Source organism: Acrocarpospora catenulata, assembly GCF_018476525.1.
GTDB lineage: Bacteria > Actinomycetota > Actinomycetes > Streptosporangiales > Streptosporangiaceae > Acrocarpospora > Acrocarpospora catenulata.
On sequence record NZ_JAHCST010000014.1, the window covers coordinates 141619 to 161469 of the forward strand.

General features: G+C 71.9%; 19 protein-coding genes. 14 read left to right on the forward strand and 5 right to left on the reverse strand.

All coding sequences use genetic code 11. From position 1 onward, the window contains the following. From KIP79_RS47050 to KIP79_RS17380, 4 genes are all read left to right on the forward strand, one after another. The coding region (locus KIP79_RS47050) for an alpha/beta hydrolase family protein (protein WP_250213364.1) at positions 1 to 576 on the forward strand (576 nt) is incomplete at its 5' end. A 26-nt stretch (positions 577 to 602) separates the two neighbouring features. Continuing rightward, on the forward strand, positions 603 to 2519 hold the full coding sequence (locus tag KIP79_RS17370; RefSeq protein WP_214105859.1) for an alpha-ketoacid dehydrogenase subunit alpha/beta: 1917 nt from the start codon (positions 603 to 605) through the stop codon (positions 2517 to 2519). Between the two features lie 11 nt (positions 2520 to 2530). Continuing rightward, complete coding sequence (locus KIP79_RS17375) at positions 2531 to 3775, forward strand: cytochrome P450 (RefSeq protein ID WP_214105860.1); 1245 nt, start codon at positions 2531 to 2533, stop codon at positions 3773 to 3775. After that, positions 3768 to 3956, forward strand: a complete 189-nt coding sequence (locus tag KIP79_RS17380) for a ferredoxin (RefSeq protein ID WP_214105861.1) — start codon at positions 3768 to 3770, stop codon at positions 3954 to 3956. The genes KIP79_RS17375 and KIP79_RS17380 overlap by 8 nt, the downstream gene beginning before the upstream one ends. 3 nt (positions 3957 to 3959) lie before the next feature. Here KIP79_RS17380 and KIP79_RS17385 read toward each other — a convergent pair whose 3' ends face one another. Then, positions 3960 to 4982, reverse strand: a complete 1023-nt coding sequence (locus KIP79_RS17385; protein WP_214105862.1) for a LacI family DNA-binding transcriptional regulator — start codon at positions 4980 to 4982, stop codon at positions 3960 to 3962. Positions 4983 to 5134: 152 nt separating this feature from the next. Between KIP79_RS17385 and KIP79_RS17390 the strand changes: the two genes are divergently transcribed. The 10 genes from KIP79_RS17390 (at position 5135) to KIP79_RS17435 (ending at position 15624) form a co-directional block, all read left to right on the forward strand. Continuing rightward, positions 5135 to 6457 carry an ABC transporter substrate-binding protein gene (locus KIP79_RS17390; RefSeq protein ID WP_214105863.1) on the forward strand — a complete coding sequence of 441 codons (1323 nt, stop codon included), beginning with the start codon at positions 5135 to 5137 and terminating at the stop codon, positions 6455 to 6457. A gap of 4 nt (positions 6458 to 6461) precedes the next feature. Then, positions 6462 to 7376, forward strand: coding sequence for a branched-chain amino acid ABC transporter permease (locus tag KIP79_RS17395; protein WP_214105864.1), 915 nt, complete (start codon positions 6462 to 6464; stop codon positions 7374 to 7376). After that, entirely contained in the window at positions 7373 to 9070 is a 1698-nt protein-coding gene (locus KIP79_RS17400; protein ID WP_214105865.1) for a branched-chain amino acid ABC transporter ATP-binding protein/permease, read from the forward strand. Before KIP79_RS17395 ends, KIP79_RS17400 begins: the two co-directional genes overlap by 4 nt. Then, entirely contained in the window at positions 9067 to 9768 is a 702-nt protein-coding gene (locus tag KIP79_RS17405; protein WP_214105866.1) for an ABC transporter ATP-binding protein, read from the forward strand. The genes KIP79_RS17400 and KIP79_RS17405 overlap by 4 nt, the downstream gene beginning before the upstream one ends. A 93-nt stretch (positions 9769 to 9861) precedes the next feature. After that, a complete protein-coding gene (locus KIP79_RS17410) occupies positions 9862 to 11052 on the forward strand; it encodes a thiolase C-terminal domain-containing protein (RefSeq protein ID WP_214105867.1) in 1191 nt (396 codons plus the stop codon). A 1-nt stretch (position 11053) separates the two neighbouring features. After that, entirely contained in the window at positions 11054 to 11500 is a 447-nt protein-coding gene (locus KIP79_RS17415; RefSeq protein ID WP_214105868.1) for a Zn-ribbon domain-containing OB-fold protein, read from the forward strand. Next, positions 11493 to 13004, forward strand: a complete 1512-nt coding sequence (locus KIP79_RS17420; RefSeq protein ID WP_214105869.1) for an AMP-binding protein — start codon at positions 11493 to 11495, stop codon at positions 13002 to 13004. The genes KIP79_RS17415 and KIP79_RS17420 overlap by 8 nt, the downstream gene beginning before the upstream one ends. Continuing rightward, positions 13001 to 13858 carry an SDR family NAD(P)-dependent oxidoreductase gene (locus KIP79_RS17425; RefSeq protein WP_214105870.1) on the forward strand — a complete coding sequence of 286 codons (858 nt, stop codon included), beginning with the start codon at positions 13001 to 13003 and terminating at the stop codon, positions 13856 to 13858. Before KIP79_RS17420 ends, KIP79_RS17425 begins: the two co-directional genes overlap by 4 nt. 11 nt (positions 13859 to 13869) lie before the next feature. Next, positions 13870 to 14682 carry an N-acyl homoserine lactonase family protein gene (locus tag KIP79_RS17430; protein ID WP_214105871.1) on the forward strand — a complete coding sequence of 271 codons (813 nt, stop codon included), beginning with the start codon at positions 13870 to 13872 and terminating at the stop codon, positions 14680 to 14682. Between the two features lie 18 nt (positions 14683 to 14700). Continuing rightward, positions 14701 to 15624 carry an SMP-30/gluconolactonase/LRE family protein gene (locus tag KIP79_RS17435; protein WP_214105872.1) on the forward strand — a complete coding sequence of 308 codons (924 nt, stop codon included), beginning with the start codon at positions 14701 to 14703 and terminating at the stop codon, positions 15622 to 15624. Between the two features lie 35 nt (positions 15625 to 15659). On the opposite strand, the gene KIP79_RS17440 is transcribed toward KIP79_RS17435, so the two are convergent. The 4 genes from KIP79_RS17440 to KIP79_RS17455 are packed head-to-tail and all read right to left on the reverse strand — an operon-like array spanning position 15660 to position 19848. Next, positions 15660 to 16100 (reverse strand): VOC family protein, encoded by a 441-nt coding sequence (locus tag KIP79_RS17440; RefSeq protein ID WP_214105873.1) that lies wholly within the window; start codon positions 16098 to 16100, stop codon positions 15660 to 15662. Between the two features lie 5 nt (positions 16101 to 16105). After that, positions 16106 to 17176: an ABC transporter permease gene (locus tag KIP79_RS17445; protein WP_214105874.1), complete on the reverse strand. Its 1071-nt coding sequence runs from the start codon at positions 17174 to 17176 to the stop codon at positions 16106 to 16108. A 12-nt stretch (positions 17177 to 17188) separates the two neighbouring features. After that, a complete protein-coding gene (locus KIP79_RS17450; protein ID WP_214105875.1) occupies positions 17189 to 18295 on the reverse strand; it encodes an ABC transporter permease in 1107 nt (368 codons plus the stop codon). Then, positions 18292 to 19848 (reverse strand): ABC transporter ATP-binding protein, encoded by a 1557-nt coding sequence (locus tag KIP79_RS17455; protein WP_214105876.1) that lies wholly within the window; start codon positions 19846 to 19848, stop codon positions 18292 to 18294. Before KIP79_RS17455 ends, KIP79_RS17450 begins: the two co-directional genes overlap by 4 nt. Between the last annotated feature and the right edge of the window lie 3 nt (positions 19849 to 19851).

Sequence of the window (19851 nt, forward strand, 5' to 3'; positions counted from 1 at the left end):
CTACCGGGGCGGCCTGTTGGACGAGATCCTCAACATGTTACCAGCCAGATCCCGGTGGTCGACGGCTACCGCAACATGCGGCGGGTGCACGGCACGATGGGTTTCCGCAGGCTGCTCGCCCTGGTCGAGGAGGACCGCAGGCTGCGCGCCGGCGGCTCGGGCAAACGGCTCTACCTGCCGCACGCCGCCGCGGTGCCCCACGAGGAGATCTCCGCCTGGCCGTTCCCCGAGACGTACGAGACCTTCGCCGCGCTCAAGGCCAGCGAGGCGCCCGCGTACGAGAACCGCAGCACCGTCGAGTCGGTGGCCCTGCTCATGGAGTACCACGTCGGGCCGTTCCTGGGCCGCCTGCTCCAGAACCCGGTGCTCATGATCGTGGCCGAGGGTGACGACCTGACCCTGTGGGACCTGGAGATCGAGGCGTTCAACGCCATCCCCTCCCCCGTCAAGCGCCTGGAGATCCTCCCGCACACGACCCACATGACCCTCTACAGCGACCGCGCGAAGCTGGAGAAGGCCGCCGCCCACGCGACCGACTGGTTCGTGACCCACCTGGCCGCCGGCCAGTCGACATGACGGGGGCGGCGGCCAGGTTCCGGGCGATGGTGCGGATCCGCCTGTTCGAGGACCACGCGGCCCGGCTCTACCGGGACGGGCTCATCCCCGGCTTCGTGCACCTGTCGACCGGGCAGGAGGCCGTCGCGGTCGGCGTCTGCCACGCGCTGGAGCCCGGCGACGTGATCACCTCCACCCACCGGGGCCACGGCCACGCGATCGCCAAGGGGGCCGACGTCGCGGCGATGTTCGCCGAGCTGATGGGCCGGGCCACCGGCACCTGCGGCGGCATGGGCGGCTCCATGCACATCGCCGACCCCCGGCTCGGCGTCTTCGGCGCCAACGGCATCGTCGGCGCGGGGGTGCCGATCGCGGGCGGCGCCGCCCTGGCCATGAAGCTGCGGGGCCAGCGGCGGGTGGCGGTGGCGTTCTTCGGCGACGGGGCCGTGGCCACCGGGGCCTTCCACGAGGCGGCCAACCTCGCGGCCTGCCTGTCGCTCCCGCTGCTGCTGGTCTGCGAGGACAACGGCTACTCGGAGTTCTCCCCGACCGGCGCGCAGCACCCGGTGCCGCTGGCGGAGCGGGCCCGCGCCTACGGCCTGCCGGTCGAGGTGGTCGACGGCAACGACGTGGAGGCCGTGCACACGATTGCCGCCCGGATGGCGGGCGAGGTCAGGGCCGGTGCGGGTCCGGCCCTGCTGGTCGCCCGCACCCTGCGCCTGCGCGGCCACTACGAGGGCGACCCGCAGCGCTACCGCTCGGCCGAGGCCGACGCCGCCTTCGCCGACCCGCTCGACCTGGCCAGGCGGGCCCTGGCCGACGGGGGAGTGCCGGTCGCCGACGTCGAACGCTGGGAGCGGGAGGAACACGCCTCGGTTGAGGAGGCGCTGGCCGCCGCCGCGCGGGCCCCCTGGCCCGACCCTGATCAGGTGGTCTCGCCGCTGGCGGGCGTCTACCCGCAACCGGAGAAGGAACCGCCCGCCCCGGGAGCCGCCACCCGGGTGAGCCGGCTGCTGCGCAAGGCGATGGGCGACGCGCTCGCCGACGACCCGGCCGTCTTCCTGGCCGGCATCGACGTCGGGGCGGGCGGCAACGTGTTCGGGCTGACCCGCGAGCTCGCGGCCCGCTTCCCCGGCCGGGTGATCGACACGCCGATCTCCGAGTCGGCCATCGTCGGCGCCGCCGTCGGCGCGGCCATGGACGGACTGTCGCCCGTTGTCGAGATCATGTACCTCGACTTCGTCGGCGTCTGCCTCGACCAGCTGCTGAACCAGGCGGCGAAGCTGCGCTTCATGACCGGCGGCGCGGCCCGCGTCGGCCTCACCGTGCGCACCCAGTACGGCGTCGGCCGCTCCTCGGCCGCCCAACACTCGCAGAGCCTGGAGGCGCTGCTCGCCCACATCCCCGGCCTGGTCGTGGTGATGCCCTCGGCCCCCGAGGACCACTACGGCCTGCTGCGTTCGGCGATCGAATCGCCCGACCCCGTCGTCGTGATCGAGAACCGGCTGCTCTACGAGAAGCCGGCCGCCGAGCCGCCGCCCGGTTACCGGGTGCCCCTGGGCCGGGCGCGCATCGCCCGGGAAGGGGAGGACGTCACCGTGGTGAGTGTGTCGCACGGCGTCTGGACCGCGCTCGAGGTCGCCGAGCGGGCCCGCGAGCACGGCATCTCCGTTGAGGTCGTCGACCTGCGGACGGTCAGCCCGTGGGACCGCGAGACCGTGCTCGGCTCGCTGGCCAAGACCTCCCGCATCATCGTCTACAGCGAGGCCGTGCGCGAGTTCGGCATCTCCGCCGAGATCCTCGCCGAGGCCGCCGACGCGGGCTTCTGGAGCCTGGACGCGCCGCCCAGGCGGCTGGCCGGGCGTTTCTCGCCCGTACCCTACTCACCACCGCTGGAGCGGGAGTGGCTGCCGTCGGCGGACGCGCTCCTCGCCGAGATCCGCCACATCTGCCGCGACAAGTAAGGGATGAGCACGTGAGCACAGCATTGGAAGCCCTCGACCTCCTCGCCCCCGACGCGATAGCGGATCCGTACACCTTCCTCGCCGGGACCCGGAGCAGACCGGGCCTTTCCTGGAGTTCCCGGCACAAGGCGTGGGTGGCGACCCGCCACGCCGACGTCACTGCCCTGCTCCGCGACCCCCGCTTCACCGCCAACCGGGTGGGCACCTACCTGGAGAAACACGGCGACAGCCCGGAGGCGCGGGCGGCGGCGACGTTCTACCGCGTCGCCCAGGAGTGGATGAGCCTCAAGGAGGGCCCCGACCACGGCCGCCTCCGGTCGCTGGTGCAGGCGGCGTTCAGCCCCCGGGTGGTCAAGAACATGGGGGGCCTGGTCGTGGAGCTGTCCGACGGGTTCGTCGACACCTTCCCGGTCGGTGAGCCGTTCGACCTGCTGCAGCGTTTCGCCTTCCCGCTGCCCGCCACCGTCATCGCGGGCATGCTCGGCGTGCCGGTCGAGGACCGCGACCAGTTCAAGGAGTGGTCGCAGGGCCTGTCGGCGCTGGTGTTCGCGGCCAGCGACGTCGAGGGCAGGCACGAGTCGGCCGCCCGCGCGACCGAGGAGTTGTCGGCGTACGTCGCCGATCTGATCGCCCAGCGGGAGGTAGACCCGCGCGACGACCTGATCTCCCACCTCATCGAGGCGGGCAGCAGGCAGGACAGGCTGACCCACCTGGAGATCGTGGCCCACGCGATCCTGCTGCTGTTCGCGGGCCACGAGACGACCACCAACCTGATCTGCAACTCGGTCGTGGCGCTGCTGGCCAACCCGGCGGCCGCCGAGGCGCTGCGGTCGGGCGAGGCCGACGCCGGGCGGGCCGTGGAGGAGCTGCTGCGCTACGACAGCCCGGCCAAGACCGTCATCAGGATCGCCCTGGAGGACGTCGAGGTGGCCGGCACCCAGGTCGCCGAGGGGGACAGGGTGCTGCTGCTCCAGTCGGCCGCCAACCGCGACCCCGCCGTGTTCGCCGACCCCGACGTGCTGGACCTCACCCGGGCCAACGCGGGCGCGCACACCGCGTTCGGCTCCGGGCCCCACTACTGCCTGGGCGCGCCGCTGGCCCGCCTGGAGGCCCGGCTCGCGCTGCCCATCCTGCTGCGCCGCACGCGGGGGCTCACCCTGGCCGGCGACCTGGAGTGGCAGCCCAACCTGCTCACCCGTGGCCTCGAACGCCTTGAGGTCACCATCACCGACCTGAAGGAGTCCTCGGATGAGTGACGTGGTGCGGCCGGTCGTCGACCGGGACGTCTGCGTGGGGTCCGCCAACTGCGTGCGCCTGGCCCCCGGGGTGTTCTCCCTCGTCGAGGGCCAGGGCCACGCCGACCCCGGGGGCTCGGCGGACGGCGACCTGATGCGCCAGGCCGCCGACGAGTGCCCGGTCTCGGCGATCGAGTGGTGAGGGTCAGCGCGCGGGCGGGCGCGCGCTGGACTCGCGCACCACGAGCTGGGGAGGGAAGACCAGCGGCTTTTTGGGGGGCGCGCCGCCGTTGATCAGCGACACCGCGAGGGTGCCCGCCTGGGTGCCGACGTCGTGGGCCGGGTAGCGCACGGTCGTCAGCGGCAGGGAGAAGTCCCTGGCCATCGTCGTGTCGTTGTAGCCGACCACCGACAGGTCGCGCGGCACCCGCAGGCCGGCCACCCTGGCCGCCTCGATCAGGCCCAGGGCCATCGGGTCGTTGTGGGCGAAGACCGCGGTGGGCAGCTGGTCGCGGGGCACCGAGAAGAGCCGCTCGCCCAGCCGCCGTCCCTCGGCGGCCGTGGCGTGGGCGGCGGACAGCGTGGGCGCGGGCGTGATGCCCCGCAGCCTGGCCGCCGTCTCGAAGCCGCGCGCGCGGTTGCGGAAGGTGGCCGACTCCGGCGGCCCCATGAGCTGCACCATCCGGGTGTGCCCGAGATCGGCGAGGTGGTTGGCGACCAGCGCGGCTCCCTTCACGTCGTCGCAGCACACCGTGGGGAGCTTGACGGAGTCGAGGGTGCGGATCGCCAGCACCGTCGGGATGGTGCGGGCCAGGCTGGCCATCAGGTCGGCGTCGGCCTCGGTGGCGGCCAGGGAGATGATCGCCTCGACCCGGCGGGCCCGGCACCGCTCCAGCGTGCGGCGGCTGCGTTCGGGGGAGTCGGCCGACTCGGCGATCAGGGCCGTCAGGTCGTTGCGCTCCAGCACCTCGCCGACCGCGCGGAACACGTTGATGATCGCCTCGTTGGCCAGGTCGGGGACAAGCACGCCGACCGTCGAGGAGCGCCGCCTGCGGGTGCTGGCCGCCGCCGGGTCGGGGGTGTAGCCGATCTCCTCGGCCGCGCGCACCACCCGCAGCCGCGTCGCCTCGGCGACCAGGTGGGATTTGTCGGGGTCGAGGGCCCGCGAGACCGTCGCGGGATTCAGACCGAGCGACTCAGCCAGGTGCTTCATCGTGATCTGGGTCATCTGGTGTGCTTCCCCCAACTCTTCGCGATCCGTCTCCGGACATCGCAGTATCATCCTACCGGTCTGTCATTGCAATCGATTGACGTGACGGCTTGCGTGGTCGTACGGTTTCGGCACTCGGTCGATGCCGACCATGCAAGAAAGGACCCCCCATGACTGATCTTCGATGCTCTCGGGGCCTGGACCGGCGACGTTTCCTCCAACTCAGCGGCCTGGCCGTCGGCGGGTCCATCGTTCTGGCGGCCTGTGGCGAGGGGGGCTCCCCGGAGGGTGCGGCGCCCGCGGGCACCACCTCCGAACTCGGCAAGTTCCTGACCATCGACCAGCACGCGGGCAAGGGCGCCACGCTCGACCTGGGGGTGGTCCTGCCGTCGTCCGGGTCCGGCTCGGCGTACGCCTCGGAGATGAAGAACGGCGTCGAACTCGCCGTCGCCCACCTGGCCGGCGCGGGCGCCCTCCAGTGGAAGCCGCAGTACAAGGACAACAAGAGCGGCGACCCGCAGGCGGGCATCGACGCCACCAAGGACCTGGGCCTGTCGGGCACGCCCGCGATGCTCTGCTCGTACATCGCGAACCTGGGCTCGCAGGTGCCGGGCATCGAGCAGTACCAGATGCTCACGCTCGACGGCGCGGGCGGCACGGGCACCTTCGCGCAGGGCAAGCCCTACTTCTACGGCGCGCGCATCATCATCCCCGACGACATCTACCCGGGCACGTTCCAGTGGTTCAAGCAGGCCCATCCCGAGATCACCAAGGTCGGCCACCTGACCTGGGACCTCGGCCCGTCCACCACCGACCTGCTGGAGTCCTCGCGCAAGGCGATCACGGCCGCGGGCTTCAGCCCCGCCGCCCACGTCTCCTCGGCCCCGGCCAACACCGACTACAGCGCGCAGATCCGCGAGATCGAGTCGTCGGGGGCCAACGCGGTCGTCATCTCGGTGCTCGACGACGTCAGCATCGCCGCGTTCCTGAAGCAGTACTCGGTGACCGGGCGCAAGGACGTCGTCTTCGTCAGCACCACCAACTTCACCCCGAAGACCTACCAGACCGTCGCCGGCTCCGACGCCCTGGCCAACTACCACTTCTGCTACGACTACTTCGACGGCACCACCGCGACCAGCGACTTCGGCCGCTACTTCACCGAGTCCTACAAGCAGAAGCACCAGTCGGACCCGACCAGCCTGTCGGCCAACTTCTACGAGGACACCCTCGTGTTGTGGGAGTGCGTGCGCCGGGTCAACGCCAAGGGCGGCGACCCCGCGAAGGGCTCGGAACTGCTGGCCGCGTTCGAGTCCGACCCGGTCTTCCCCAGCGTCTACGGCGGCAGCGGCGCGGAGCCGGGGGTGATCTCCTTCGACACCACCACCCACTCGGTCAGCAAGCGCCCCTCGGGGATCTACACCCAGAAGAACGGCACGGTGGTCGCGGTGGCCACGTTCGACGTGTCGGGCTCCGACTTCAAGCTCCTGGGCTGATCTTATGCGCGACACCGTCGGTGCCTTGCTCGAAGGGGGCGTCTCCGGCCTGGGCTATGCGCTCCTCGGTGCCTCGTTGATCCTCATCGTCGGCACGACCGGCCGCTTCCACTTCGCGATCGGCGTCAACTACCTGCTCGGCGCGTACGCGGCGGTCGTGGTCTCGCTGGTGGCGCCCTGGCCGCTGGCCGTCGCCGCCGGGATCGCCGCCGGGGCCGCCGGCGGGGCGCTGATCGAAGCCGGCCTCTACCGCCGGGTGGAACGGGCCGCCCCCGCCAGCGCCCTGCTCAACATCTTCGTGGTCGCCTTCGCGCTGATGTCGGTGACCGAGGCGGTGCTGCGGCTGGTGTTGTCGTCCGGCGGCGGGGTGCGCCGGGTGGACGGGTTCGCCGACGCGCAGATCTCCCTGTTCGGCGTGACCCTGACGAAGCTGAACCTGTGGCAGGCCGGTTACGTCGGGCTGACGCTCGTGGTGATCCACCTGCTGCTCGTCCTGACCGGCGCGGGCCTGCGCGTCCGGGGGGTGCGCTCGAACCGGGAGCTGGCCACCGTGCACGGCATGGACCCCCGGCGGGTGTACGTGCTGGTCTTCGCCCTCGGCTGCGGAGCCGTCGGCGGCCTGGGCGTCTTCGCCGCGCTGCGCACCGCCGCCACCCCCGACATGGGGCTGGCTCCGGCGTTCTACGGCTTCGTGATCGCCTTCGTGACCGGCCTGGGGCGGCCCTTCCACCACGCGCTCGTGCCGGGACTGGCGGTCGGCGTCACCGAGCGCCTGCTGCTCAACGTCATGAGCCCGGCGCAGACCCAGATCACGATCTTCGGGGTGCTGTTCCTGCTCCTGGTCGTACGGGCGGCGCTGGCCAGCCGGTGGTTCGTCGCCTGGTCGACCAGGCGCGCCGGAGTGGGAGACCTCGCATGAACCCCCAGATCCAGCTCGACATCGTCAACGGCTGCCTCATCGCGGGCATGCTGGCCCTGTCGATCAACCTGCTGCTCGGCTACACCCGCCACATCTCGGTGGCCCACGCGGCGTTCGCCGGGGTGGGCGCGTACGGCGCCACCTGGTTCTCCGTCCAGCAGGGCCTGCCGTTCCCCGTGTGTGTGGCGATCGGCGCGGGGCTGGCGCTGGCCTGCGGGTTCGTCGTCGGGTTGCCGTCGCTCGGGCTGATGGACGAGTTCCTCATCCTGCTCACCCTCTGCATCGGGGCGTTGTTCACCGCCGTCGTCACCAGCGCGCCCGACCTGGGCGGGGCCTACGGGCTGCTCGGCATCGAGCGGGTGAGCGTGGCGGGCCGGACGCTGCTGCGGCCGTCGGACTGGCTGCCGTACCTGGCTTTGGGGTTCTGCGCGGTGGTGGCGGTCTGCTGGTATCTCACCCGCTCGCCGTACGGGCGGCGGTTGCGCGCGGTGGGGGACGAGCCCACGGCGGCCGGCGCGCTCGGGCTGCCGGTCCAGTTGCTGCGGTTGCAGGTGTTCACGCTGGCCGCCGGTCTGGCCGGGGTCGCCGGGGCGACCAGCGCGTACTACAACCAGGTGACCTCGCCCGCGATGTGGAACTTCAACCAGACGCTTCTGATCATCATCATGGTCATCGTCGGCGGCACGGGCACCCTGACCGGCCCGGTCCTCGGGGCCGTCCTGGTGACCGTGCTGCCGCGCGCACTCCAGTTCGCGGGCCTGCCGGCCGACCGCGCGGGCACCTACAGCCAGATCATCTTCGCCGTGCTGCTGGTCGTCATGGTGCTGGCCAGGCCGGGCGGGCTGGTGCGCCGCCGTCCGGGTGGCCGGATCGTCTCCGGCCTGTTCGCCGGGTCGGGCGAGGCCGGGGAGGAGAGCCCCGCCGTCACCAGGGAAGTCACGGTGCGCGCCGAGGGCCTGACCAAACACTTCGGCGGGGTCGTCGCGCTCGACGGGGTCACGATCGCCCTGCCGGAGCGGCAGATCTCCGCCCTGGTGGGGCCCAACGGCGCGGGCAAGACGACGCTGTTCAACGCGCTGACCGGGTTCCTGCCGGTGGAACGGGGCCGGGTGTTCGTCGGCGATGTCGACGTCACCGCGATGTCGCCGGCCCGGCGGGCCCGGCTCGGGCTGGTCCGCTCCTTCCAGGACGTGCGCTCCTTCGCGACCATGTCGCCGCTGGACAGCGTGGCGGCGGCCGTCCCGGCCCGGCACGGCGCCGACCTGACCAGCGCGCTGCTCCACCCGCGTGCCACCCGGCGGGGCGAGCGCACGGCCCGGCGCACGGCCCGCCACTGGCTCGGGTACGTCGGCGTGGACCCCGGCCATGCCGGCCCGGTCGGCGACCTGTCGTTCGCGGAGCAGAAGCTCGTCGCCCTGGCCCGCACGCTCGCCTCCGGCGCGGAGGTGCTGCTGCTGGACGAGCCGCTGAGCGGCGTCGACGAGAGATGGGTTGACTCGATCATGGAACTGCTCGAACGGCTGCGCGACGACGGCCACACGATCTGCATCGTCGAGCACAGCCTGCACGTCGTGAGCCGCCTGGCCACCCACGTCTTCTTCATGGAGTCGGGCGCGCTGACCGCTACCGGTACGGTCGAGGAGTTGCTCGGGCGGCCGGAGTTCGCCGACGTCTACTTCGGGGCGGCGTCATGACCGCCGTGCCGCTCTCCTGCGACCGCGTCTCGGCGGGGTACGGCCGCAAGCGTGTCCTGCACGAGGTGAGCGTGGCGGCCACGGCCGGGCGGGTGCTCGCGGTGCTCGGGCACAACGGCGCGGGCAAGACGACGCTGCTCAGGACCCTGGCCGGGCTGATGAGACCGCAGGCCGGCCAGGTGAGCTGCGCGGGCGGTTCGACCGCCGCGGCGCTCCGGTCGGGCTTCACCACGTACGTCCCGGCCGAGCGGTTCGTCTACCCCGACCTGACCGTCGAGGAGAACCTGCTGCTGGCCACGCCGGCCAGAGCGCGGGCCGAGGCCCCGGAGCGTATGGCGCGGGCCTTCGGCTACTACCCCGTGCTCGCCGAGCGGCGGCGCGTCACGGCCGGGCTGTTCAGCGGCGGCCAGCAGCGCATGCTCAGCATCGGCATGGCGCTGATGCGCGCCCCCTCGGTGCTGCTGCTCGACGAGCCGTCCCTGGGCCTGGCCCCGGCCATCCAGGACCAGCTCTTCGCCTCGGTGCGCCGCCTGGCGGACGAGGAGTCCCTGGCGGTGGTGCTGGTCGAGCAGAACGTGACCAAGGCCCTGGGCGTCGCGGACGAGGCGGTCGTCATCAGGTCGGGCCGGACCGTGCACCGCGGCCCGGCGCGCGACCTGGGCGGGCTCGACCGCACACAGTGGTGGGAACTGTTCTGATACCGGTTAATGCAATCGATTGACTATGGATAGGTCCGAACCTAGGCTCCCGAACAAGGGTCGGACCGAAACGGTGGAAGTGGGAAGTCCTAAGTGACAGATCAGCGTGTAGCCATCGCCGGGGTGGGCCAGACCACCATCTGGCCCCGAGGCCAGTCGGCGCCCCTGACCGAGATCGACCTGACCTGCCAGGCGTTGACGTCGGCCTGCGCCGACGCGGGAATCCCCGTCACCGACGTGGACGGCTTCGCCTTCTACCGGGGCGGCGTCGACGCCGGACTGCTCGCCCAGACCCTGGGCATCAAGGAGATCACCTTCTGCGCGTCCCTGTCGGGCGCGGGCGGCGGTTCGGCGGGCACCCTGGGCCTGGCCGCCGCCGCCATCCGGTCGGGCATGGCCACCGTCGTGGCCTGCCCGATGGCCTTCCAGCAGATCGGCACCCGGTTCGGCGCGGCCTACGCCCGCGACGGCGTCGGCGGCGGTCCCCTCTACAACCACGCCGCCCCCGAGGACGACTTCCTCAGGCCCGCCGACCTGGTGGCCCCCGCCCAGATGTTCGCCCTGATCACCCAGCGCCATATGCACAAGTACGGCACCACCCGCGAGGCGTTCGCCGAGGTGGCGACGACCTTCAGGGACAACGCCCGCAAGACCCCCGGTTCGCTGATGACCAAGCCGATGACCCGCGACGACTACTTCAACGCCCGGATGATCAGCGACCCCATCTGCCTCTACGACTGCTGTGTGGAGTCGGAGGGCGCCGGGGTCGTGCTGGTGACGTCCCTGGAGCGCGCCAGGGACCTGCGGCCGACCCCGGTGGAGGTGCTCGCCTCGGTCCACGGCGGCGAGGGCGACTGGGGCCAGGGCATCATGTGGCTGAACATGCCGGACGAGATCTTCTCCTCCTCCGGCCACCGCGGCGTCGCCCGGCGCATGTACGAGCGGGCGGGCATCACCCCCGCCGACGTCGACGTGGCGATGATCTACGACCACTTCTCGCCGATGGTCCTGCTGCAACTGGAGGACTACGGCTTCTGCGGCGTGGGGGAATCCAACGACTTCGTCCTGGACGGCAACATCCGCATGGACGGCGCCATCCCGGTCAACCCCAACGGCGGCCAGTTGTCCAACGGCTACCTCATCGGCTTCAGCCTGGTCACCGAGGCCGTGCGCCAGGTGCGCGGCGAGGGCGCCAACCAGGTGCCGGGTGCGGAGGTGGCCCTGGTCACCGGCGGCCCCGCCGCGCTGCCGGTGAGCGGCTCTCTGCTCGGGGCGGTGCGCTGACATGAAGACAGCTGACATGGAGACGATGGAGAAGCTCGCCCGGCTCGGGCTCTACCCGACGAAGGACACCCTGCCCTTCTGGGACGCCCTGCTCGCCGGTTCGCTGGTCACCTGCCGGTGCGCCGCGTGCGGCCGGTTCCGCCAGCCGCCGTCCGGGTTCTGCCCGGGATGCCGGCACACCGAGGTCGTCTGGCAGCGCTCGGACGGCGTCGGCACCGTCTACTCCTTCACCTGGGCCCGGCACGCCTTCACGCCTGGCCTTCGCGACCGGGTGCCGTACGTCATCGCGCTCGTCGAACTCGACGACGCGCCGGGCGTGCGCCTCATCGCCAACATTCTGGACGCCGGCGAGGACCAGGTGCGGGTCGGCGCGAGAGTCGTGGCCGACCACCGCAACGCCGCCGAGGCGCGGATCGACTTCGTCCTGCGGGGAGAGGCCGATGACTGACCCGACGCTCGTCACCCTGCTCCGCTCCGCCGACTCGGGCGGCGTCACGTTCGTCGGCGGGGAGACGATCCCCTGGCGGGAGGCGGCCTCCCGGGCCGCGGACACGGCCGGTCGGTTGAGCGGCCTCGGTGTGCGGCCGGGCGACCACGTCGCCGTCATGCTGCCCAACTCCGCCGCGTTCCTCGACGTGTTCTTCGGCGCGGTGGTCCTGGGGGCGGTCGTGCTGCCGGTCAACCTCGACTTCCGGGGGCCGATGCTGGAGCGGGTCCTCAGCGTCGTGGATCCCGCCCTGGTCGTCGTCGACGCGCACGCCGCCGTCCCCGCGGAACTGGCCGGCGTGCGTACGATCACCGCGGCCGAGCTCGGCCGTCTGCCGGTCGCCCCGCTGACTCCGCACGCCGCCAGGCCCGACGACCCCGCCGTGCTGATGCTGACCTCGGGCACGACGACCGGCCGGTCCAAGGTGGTCGTCTACAGCCACCGGGCCGCGCTCCAGTTCGCCGCCGCGACGGTCAGGTGCATGCCCTACGGCCCGGACGACGTGGTCTACACGTGCCTGCCGCTGGTGCACGGCGCGGCCCTGATGTGCGACCTGCTGGGGTCGCTGCTGTCGGGCGCGTCCATCGTGATCGCCGGACGGTTCAGCGCCTCGCGCTACTGGGACGACATCGCCGCCCACGGGGCCACCACGGCCAGCACCCTGGGCACGATCACGCAGATCCTCGTCCAGTCGCCGGTCCGTGCCGCCGAGCGCGCCCACCGGCTGCGCGTGGTGCGCCGCTCGGGGGTCACCGTCGAACTGACCCGCGAGTTCGAGGCCAGGTTCGGGGTCGCCACCACCGAGATGTACGGCCTCACCGACGCCGGCCTGATCACCGGGCTGCTTCCCGGCGAGCACCGGCTGGGCTCCTGCGGGTCGCTGTTCGGCGAGTGGGAGGCCGAGCTGCGCGACCCGCTGGGCCGGGTGGTGCCACCCGGTGAGGCGGGCGAGCTGTTCGTCCGCCCGGCCGGCTCCGGCACGCTGCCCCTCGGTTACCTGGAGGACCCGGCGTTCGCCGCCACCCTGGCCGGCGGCTGGTTCCCCACGGGCGACGTGCTCGCCAGGGACACCGAGGGCTACTACGCCTTCGTGGGCCGCGCCAAGGACGTCATCCGCCGCGCGGGCGAGAACATCGCCCCGGCCGACGTCGAGTACGTGCTGGCCCGCCACCCCTCCGTCGTGGAGGTCGCGGTGTACGCGGTGCCGAGCTCCTACGGCGAGGACGAGGTCATGGCGGCGGTCGTGCTGGACGCGGGCCCGCTCGACGCCGCCGCGCTGCGCGCGTTCTGCGCCGAGCGCCTGCCCTACTTCGCCGTGCCCCGCTACTACCGGGCGCTGCCGGAGCTGCCGCGCACCGCCACCCAGAAGGTGCGGGTCCAGTCGCTCCGGTCGACGGGCGTCTCGCCCGACACGGTCGACACCGGCTCGACCTCCCGATCGGCCGTACGAAAGGTGACGCAGTGAGTGGAAAGACGCCCAGGGTCGCGGCCGTGACCGGGGGAGCCAGCGGCATCGGCCTGGGGATCGTGGAACGGCTGGTCGCCGACGGCTGGAAGGTCGTCGCCGGCGACATCAACCCCGTCACGCTTGAGCAGGCGTTCGCGTCCTTCGACGCCGGGGACGTCGCCGGGGTCGGCTGCGACGTCAGCGTGGAGGACGACGTGGCCCGCCTGGTGGCCACCGCCGTCGAACGGTTCGGCCGCCTCGACTGCATGGTGAACAACGCCGGGATCTCCGGCGCGTTCGGGCCCATCCACGAGCTCGACGTCGCCCACTGGGACTTCACGTTCGCGATCCTGGCCAGGGGCGTCTTCCTGGGCACCAAACACGCCACCCGCCAGTTCCTGGCCCAGGGCGGCGGCGGGTCGATCGTCAACATGTGCTCGATCGCCGCGTGGGACGGCGGCACCGGCCCGCAGGCGTACTCGGCGGCCAAGGCGGCCGTGCAGAACCTCACCTGGAGCACCGCCGCCGAGCTGGCCGCCCACCGCATCCGGGTGAACGCGGTGGCCCCCGGATCGGTGATCACGCCGATGTGGATGAAGGGCCGCGACCAGAGCCACGTCGACCAGGCGCTGGCACTGCAACCGGTCAAGGAGCCGACGACCAGCGCGCATGTGGCCGAGGCGGTGGCCTTCCTCGCCGACCCCGAGCCCGCGATGATCACCGGCACCTGTGTGGCCGTCGACGGGGGCATCTCGGCGGCCGGGACCGATCTGGCCCGCCGTCTGGGCAACAACCCCGGAGCCCTGAGGATCTCGGGGCTCAACATGGGGACCTCGGGGGCCAAGTCCGTCGTCAACGTCCTCGACAGCTAAAGGAAAATCAGGTGAGCAGAGGAATCCGCGTCCACCCCCTGAGCCTCGGCGAACTGACCAACGACCTGGGCCTGCCGCTCTACCTGGGCGGCCTGGCCATGCCGAGCGACCCCGAGCACGCCGCCGCGATGTGCACGCAGAGCATGAGCTCCTACGTCATCGAGCACCCGAAGGCCGGCCCGATCCTGTTCGACACGGGGGTCGCGCCCGAACGTGAGGGGTTGTGGCCCAAGGAGTCGATCGAGCTGGCCTCGCCCTCCCTTTACGAGCCGGAGCACCGCCTGGACAACGCGCTGAACGCGGCCGGGTTCGAGCTGTCGGACATCAAGGCGGTGGTGATCAGCCACCTGCACATGGACCACGGCGGCGGCCTGGAGTTCTTCCGTGGCACCGACGTGCCGGTGTTCGTGCACGAGATCGAGCTCAAGAACGCCTTCTACAACGTGGCGACCGGTGAGGACTTCGGGCCGTACCTGCCGCACTACATCGACCCGACCTTCAACTGGGTGCCCATCCACGGCGAGAAGTGGGACCTGTTCGAGGGCATCACCCTGTACCAGATGTCGGGCCACGCCCACGGGCTGCTGGTGCTGCGCGCGGAGATGCGCAACCACGGCCACTGGATCTTCACCAGCGACCAGTTCCCGCTGCGGCAGAACTACGAGGAGCCCATCCCGCAGGGCTGGATCATGCGGGACCACCCCGGCTGGTGGCGGAGCTGGCGCTTCACCAAGAGCCTGGAACAACGATTCGACGCGCGCATCGTCTTCGGTCACGACAAGGACGACTTCGCCGCCATCGCCGCGCAGCGCGTCTACGACTGAGAAACAGGAGACAGGTCAATGACGAGGTTCGACTTGTTCATACCCCCGGTGACCGAACTCGCCGAGAGCCCGGTCTGGGACGTCGACGAGCAGCGCCTCTACTGGGTGGACAGCACCGGCGGGGCCCTCTACCGGGCCGACGGCGCGGGCGGGAACATCCAGATCTGGAAGATGCCCGGCATGGTCGGCGCGATCAGCCTCAGAGCGGCCGGGGGAGCCCTGGTCACCCTCGACGACGGCGTCTACACCTTCGACTTCGACAGCTCCGAGCTGGTCAAGCTGGTCGACCCGGAGCCGTCGGCGGCCTCCCGGCTGAACGACGGCAAGGTCGACCGGCAGGGCCGGTTCGTCACGGGCACCATGAGCTACGCCCTCATCGACCCGAGCACGAACTGGCTCGTCGGGAAGATCGAGACGGGCTGCTCGCTCTACCGCCTCGACCCCGACCTGTCCGCGGCGGAGATCCACCCGAACATCGGCATCACGAACGGCCCCTGCTTCAGCCCCGACGGGACCACGATGTACTGCTCGGACAGCTGGGCCGAGGAGATCTACGCCTTCGACTACGACACCACGACCGGCGCGCTGAGCAACCAGCGGGTGTTCGCGTCGTACGCCAAGGACAAGGGCGTCACGGGCCTGGCGCAACCCGACGGCGCGACCGTGGACGCCGAGGGTTACCTGTGGAGCGTGGCCGTCTACGCGGGCGAGATCCGCAGGTACGCCCCCGACGGCACCCTCGACCGGCGGATCCAGACACCCACCATGAAGCCGACCAGCGTCACCTTCGGCGGCCCCGACCTCGACGTGCTGTTCGTGACGACGATGGCCAACCCCGACCTGCCGGTGCCCTACCCGAAGGACGGCCCGCTCGCCGGCGGCATCTTCGCGGTACGCGGGCTCGGGGTCACCGGGGTGCCGCAGCGGCGCTTCGCGGGCTGACCACTTCGCGCCGGCCCGGCCAGGGCCGCGCTGATCTAGCGTGGGCCCGCCGGGCCGCCGCCCGTGGCGGGTTCCTGGACGAACTCCACCAGGACGCCGCCGAACGAGCGGGGATGGGCGAACGCGATCCGCGTCCCCATCCCGCCGGGGCGCGGTCGTTCGTCGACGAACCGCACCCCCCGGGCGCGCAGCGCGGCGACCGTCGCGTCGATGTCGTCCACCTCGAACGCGAGATGGTGGAATCCCTCGCCGCGCTTGCGCAGCGAGTCGCGGACCACGCCGTCGCCGGTCGCCTCCAGCGTCTGCACCCAGCAGTCGCCCGCCGGGATCATGCGCTCGACGAACCCGGCGGCCGACTCGGTGTGCCCCACCTCCAGGCCGAGCAGGTCGCACAGGAGCCGCGACCACACGGCACCGGTCTCCTCGGCGAACGCGATGTGGTGAATGCCGCGGACCAGGCTCAAACGGTTCTCCATGATCGTCACAGGGCTCGCCGGTCGAAGGGTTCGGCCAGCGCGGAGGGCACTCGGGCCCGGCCCACCAGCCCGGCGAGCGCGGCCAGGCTGAGAATGTAGGGGAGGGCCAGCCACAGCTGCGCGGGTAGCGACAGGCTGATCCCCAGCACCAGGGGAGCCGCGAACGCCGCCGCCACGACGCCCAGGACCCACCCGGCCCTGGCGCCGCCGCGGCGCAGCCGCAGGACCAGGAACACGACCGCCACCGCGACCGCGGCCAGCCACACCACGGGCGGGATCGTCTCGGCGTTCTGCAGGCGCAGCTGGAGCGCGTCGGCCCCGCCGAACAGCAGGCAGGCCAGCACCATCCCGCGCGGATGCCACTTGCCGAACACCACGGCGGCCAGCGCCAGGAATCCCCGGCCGCCGGTCATGCCCTCGATGAACAGCCCGACCTGGGCGACCGACAGGAACGCGCCGCCCAGTCCGGCCAGCCCTCCGGCGATCAGCACGGCGCCCCAGCGGACCCGGTTGACGTTGATCCCGGCGGTCTCGACCGCTTCGGGAAGCTCGCCGGAGCCCCGCACCGCCAGTCCCCACCTGCGCCGGTAGAGCGCCCAGGCGGTGACCGGGACGATCGCGTAACACAGGTACACCACCGGCGACTGGTCGAACAGGACCGGCCCGACGAGGGGCAGGTCGGCGAGCAGCGGGATCGGCAGCCGGGCCATCCGGTCCACGGTGACCTGTCCCGCGTCGAGGTACAACTGCCGGTTGAGGAAGATGGTGACGCCCGCGGCCAGCAGGTTGATCCCCACCCCCACGACGATCTGGTCGGCGCGCAGCGTGACCGCCAGCAGCGCCATCACCACCGCGAGGGCGGTTCCCGCGGCCACGCCGGCGAGCAGGCCGAGCCAGGTCGAGCCGGTCCGCTCGACCGTGAAGAAGCCGAAGAACGCGCCGAACAGCATCATCCCTTCGAGCCCGACGTTCATGACGCCGCTGCGCTGCGAGACCAGCTCGCCGCCCGCGGCCAGCAGGATGGGCACCGCGAGGACCACGGTCATCGCGAGCCACGCGGTGTCAAGGGGTGCCATCGCCCGGCCTCCTCATCGCGTCGGGTCCGAGGCGGGCGCCTCGGACGGCAGGGGCTGGGACGGGGCCTTGGCGGTCACCCGCCGGGTCCGCCGCCGTTCGAACAGATAACCCGCCCCCGCCACCAGGATGATGACCAGCCCCTGGGTGACCAGGACGAGCCCGGACGGCACACCGGCCCGCGCCTCAAGCAGGCCGCCGCCCTGCTTGAGGGAGGCGAACAGGAACGCGGCGGGGATGCAGCCGAGCGGCGAGTTGCGGGCGAGCAGGGCGACCACGATGCCCTCGAAGCCGTAGTTGGCGGAGAAGTTGTCGGCCATGTTCGCCTGCGGGGTGGCGCCGATGAGCGAGGCCCCGGCCAGCCCGGCGATCCCGCCGGAGGCGACCAGCGCGAGCGCGGAGACCCGCGCGGTCCTGATGCCGGAGTACGCGGCGAAGGCGGGGTTGGCGCCGGTGGCCCGGAGCCTGAACCCGGCCGTGGTGCCGCGCAGGAAGAACGACAGGCCGACCGCCAGCAACGGCACCAGCAGGAGGTCCCAGTGCAGGACCGTGCCGGGGATCAGGACCGGCCACCGCGCGGTGGCCGCGATCGGCTCGGTCTGGCCGAGCGTGTGGGTCGGCTCCTCCAGCGGTCCCGAGACCAGCCAGCTCACCGCCTGCACCATGATCAGGTTGAGCAGCAGGGTGGCGATGATCTCGTTGACGTCGCGCTTGACCCAGAGCCAGGCGGCGATCCCCGCCCACAGGGCGCCGCCCGCGATGCCGCCGAGGACCAGCAGGGGCAGGTGCAGGGCGGCGGGGACGCCGCCGACCAGCAGCCCGATGGTGGCCGCGACCGCGCCCCCGGCCAGGATCTGGCCCTCCAGCCCGACGTTGATCCGCCGGGCCGAGAAGGCCAGCACCCAGCCGAGGGCGGCCAGGGTCAGCGGCACCGCCTTGGCCAGCATCGCCGCGGTCCTGTTCGTGCTGCCGAACGCGCCGTCGAACAGCGCCTGGGCGGCCTCGGCCGGGGAGCTGCCGGCCAGCGCGACCACCACGAGCGAGGCCAGCAGCGCCGTCACCACCGCGCCGATGGAGACCGCCCACGCGATGAGCAGTCCACGAATGCGATCCGACATCATGCCATCGCTTCCGCCGCGCCGGACATCAGATGCCCGACCGTCTCAGGGGTGGCCTCCGCGCCGGACAGGACACCGGCGACGCGGCCCTTCACCATGACCACGACCCGGTCCGACAGGGCCAGGATCTCGTCCATCTCGCTGGACACCAGCAGTGTCGCGCCGCCCTGCTCCCGGTGCCTGTTGACGCACCGGTAGACGAACTCCATCGCGCCGATGTCCAGACCTCGGGTGGGTTGCGCGGCGATGAGCAGCCGGGGAGCACGGTCCAGCTCCCTGGCCACCACCGCCTTCTGCTGGTTGCCGCCCGACAGTTGCCGCATCCGCACGTCGATGCCGGGCACCCGGATGTCGTACTCGCGGACCAGCCTGCGGCAGTGCTCGCGGACGGCCTGCCGCCGCAGGATCCCCCACCGGGCGAACCGGGACTCGCCCAGGTTCTTCACGGTGAGGTTGTCGGCGAGCGACAGGGACAGGGCGACGGCGTCCCGGTGCCGGTCCTCGGGGATCACGGCGGTCCCGGCGGCGGCGGCCTGGCGCGGGTCGAGCCGCTCGATCCGTACGTCGCCGATCCGCACCTCGCCCCGGGTGGGCTGCCGGGCCCCCGCCAGGATGTCGACCAGTTCGGTCTGGCCGTTGCCCTCGACCCCGGCGACGCCGACCACCTCGCCCGACCGGATGGACAGGTTCACGTCCTCCAGCCGGGTCCGGCCGTCGTCGTCGCGCAGGTGCACGCCCCGCACCTCGAGCACGACGGCTCCAGGCTCGGCCGCCGCCCGCGGGACGTTGAGCAGGACCTCCCGGCCCACCATCATCCGCACCAGATCCCGCACGCTCGCCTCGGCGGTGGTCACCGTGCCGACCACCCGGCCGCCGCGCAGCACGGTGCAGCGGTCGGCGATGTCGAACACCTCGCCGAGCTTGTGGGTGATGATGACCACGGACTTGCCGTGCCGGGCCAGCTCGCGCAGCACCGTGGCCAGGTGCTGCCACTCGCCGCCGGTGAGCACGGCGGTCGGCTCGTCCAGGACCAGCAGGTCGGCGTCGCGGTAGAGGAGCTTGACGATCTCCACCCGCTGCCGCTCGCCGACCGACAGGTCGCTGATCCTGGCGTCCGGGTCGACCGCCAGCCCGTGTCGCTCGGCGAGCCGCCTGAGCCGGTCCCTGACCGCGGCCAGGTCCGCTCGCGCGGCCAGTCGTCCCGGCGCCGCGAGGGCGACGTTCTCGGTCACGGTCATGTCGTCCACCAGCATGAAGTGCTGGTGGACCATGCCGATGCCGAGTTGTTGCGCGTCCTTCGGCCGCCGGATCGCGACCTGCCGGCCGCGGATCCAGATGGAGCCCTCGTCCGCCTGCGCGACACCGTCGAGGATCTTCATCAGGGTGCTCTTGCCCGCACCGTTCTCGCCGAGCAGTGCGTGGATCTCCCCGCTGCGCACCTCGAAGGTGACGTCCTCGTTGGCGACGACTCCGGGGTAGCGCTTGGTGATGCCCTGCATCCGCAGGAATCCCCTGCCGGACGACTCGGGTGACTCGGGGGCCTCGGCCTGGCGCATCTT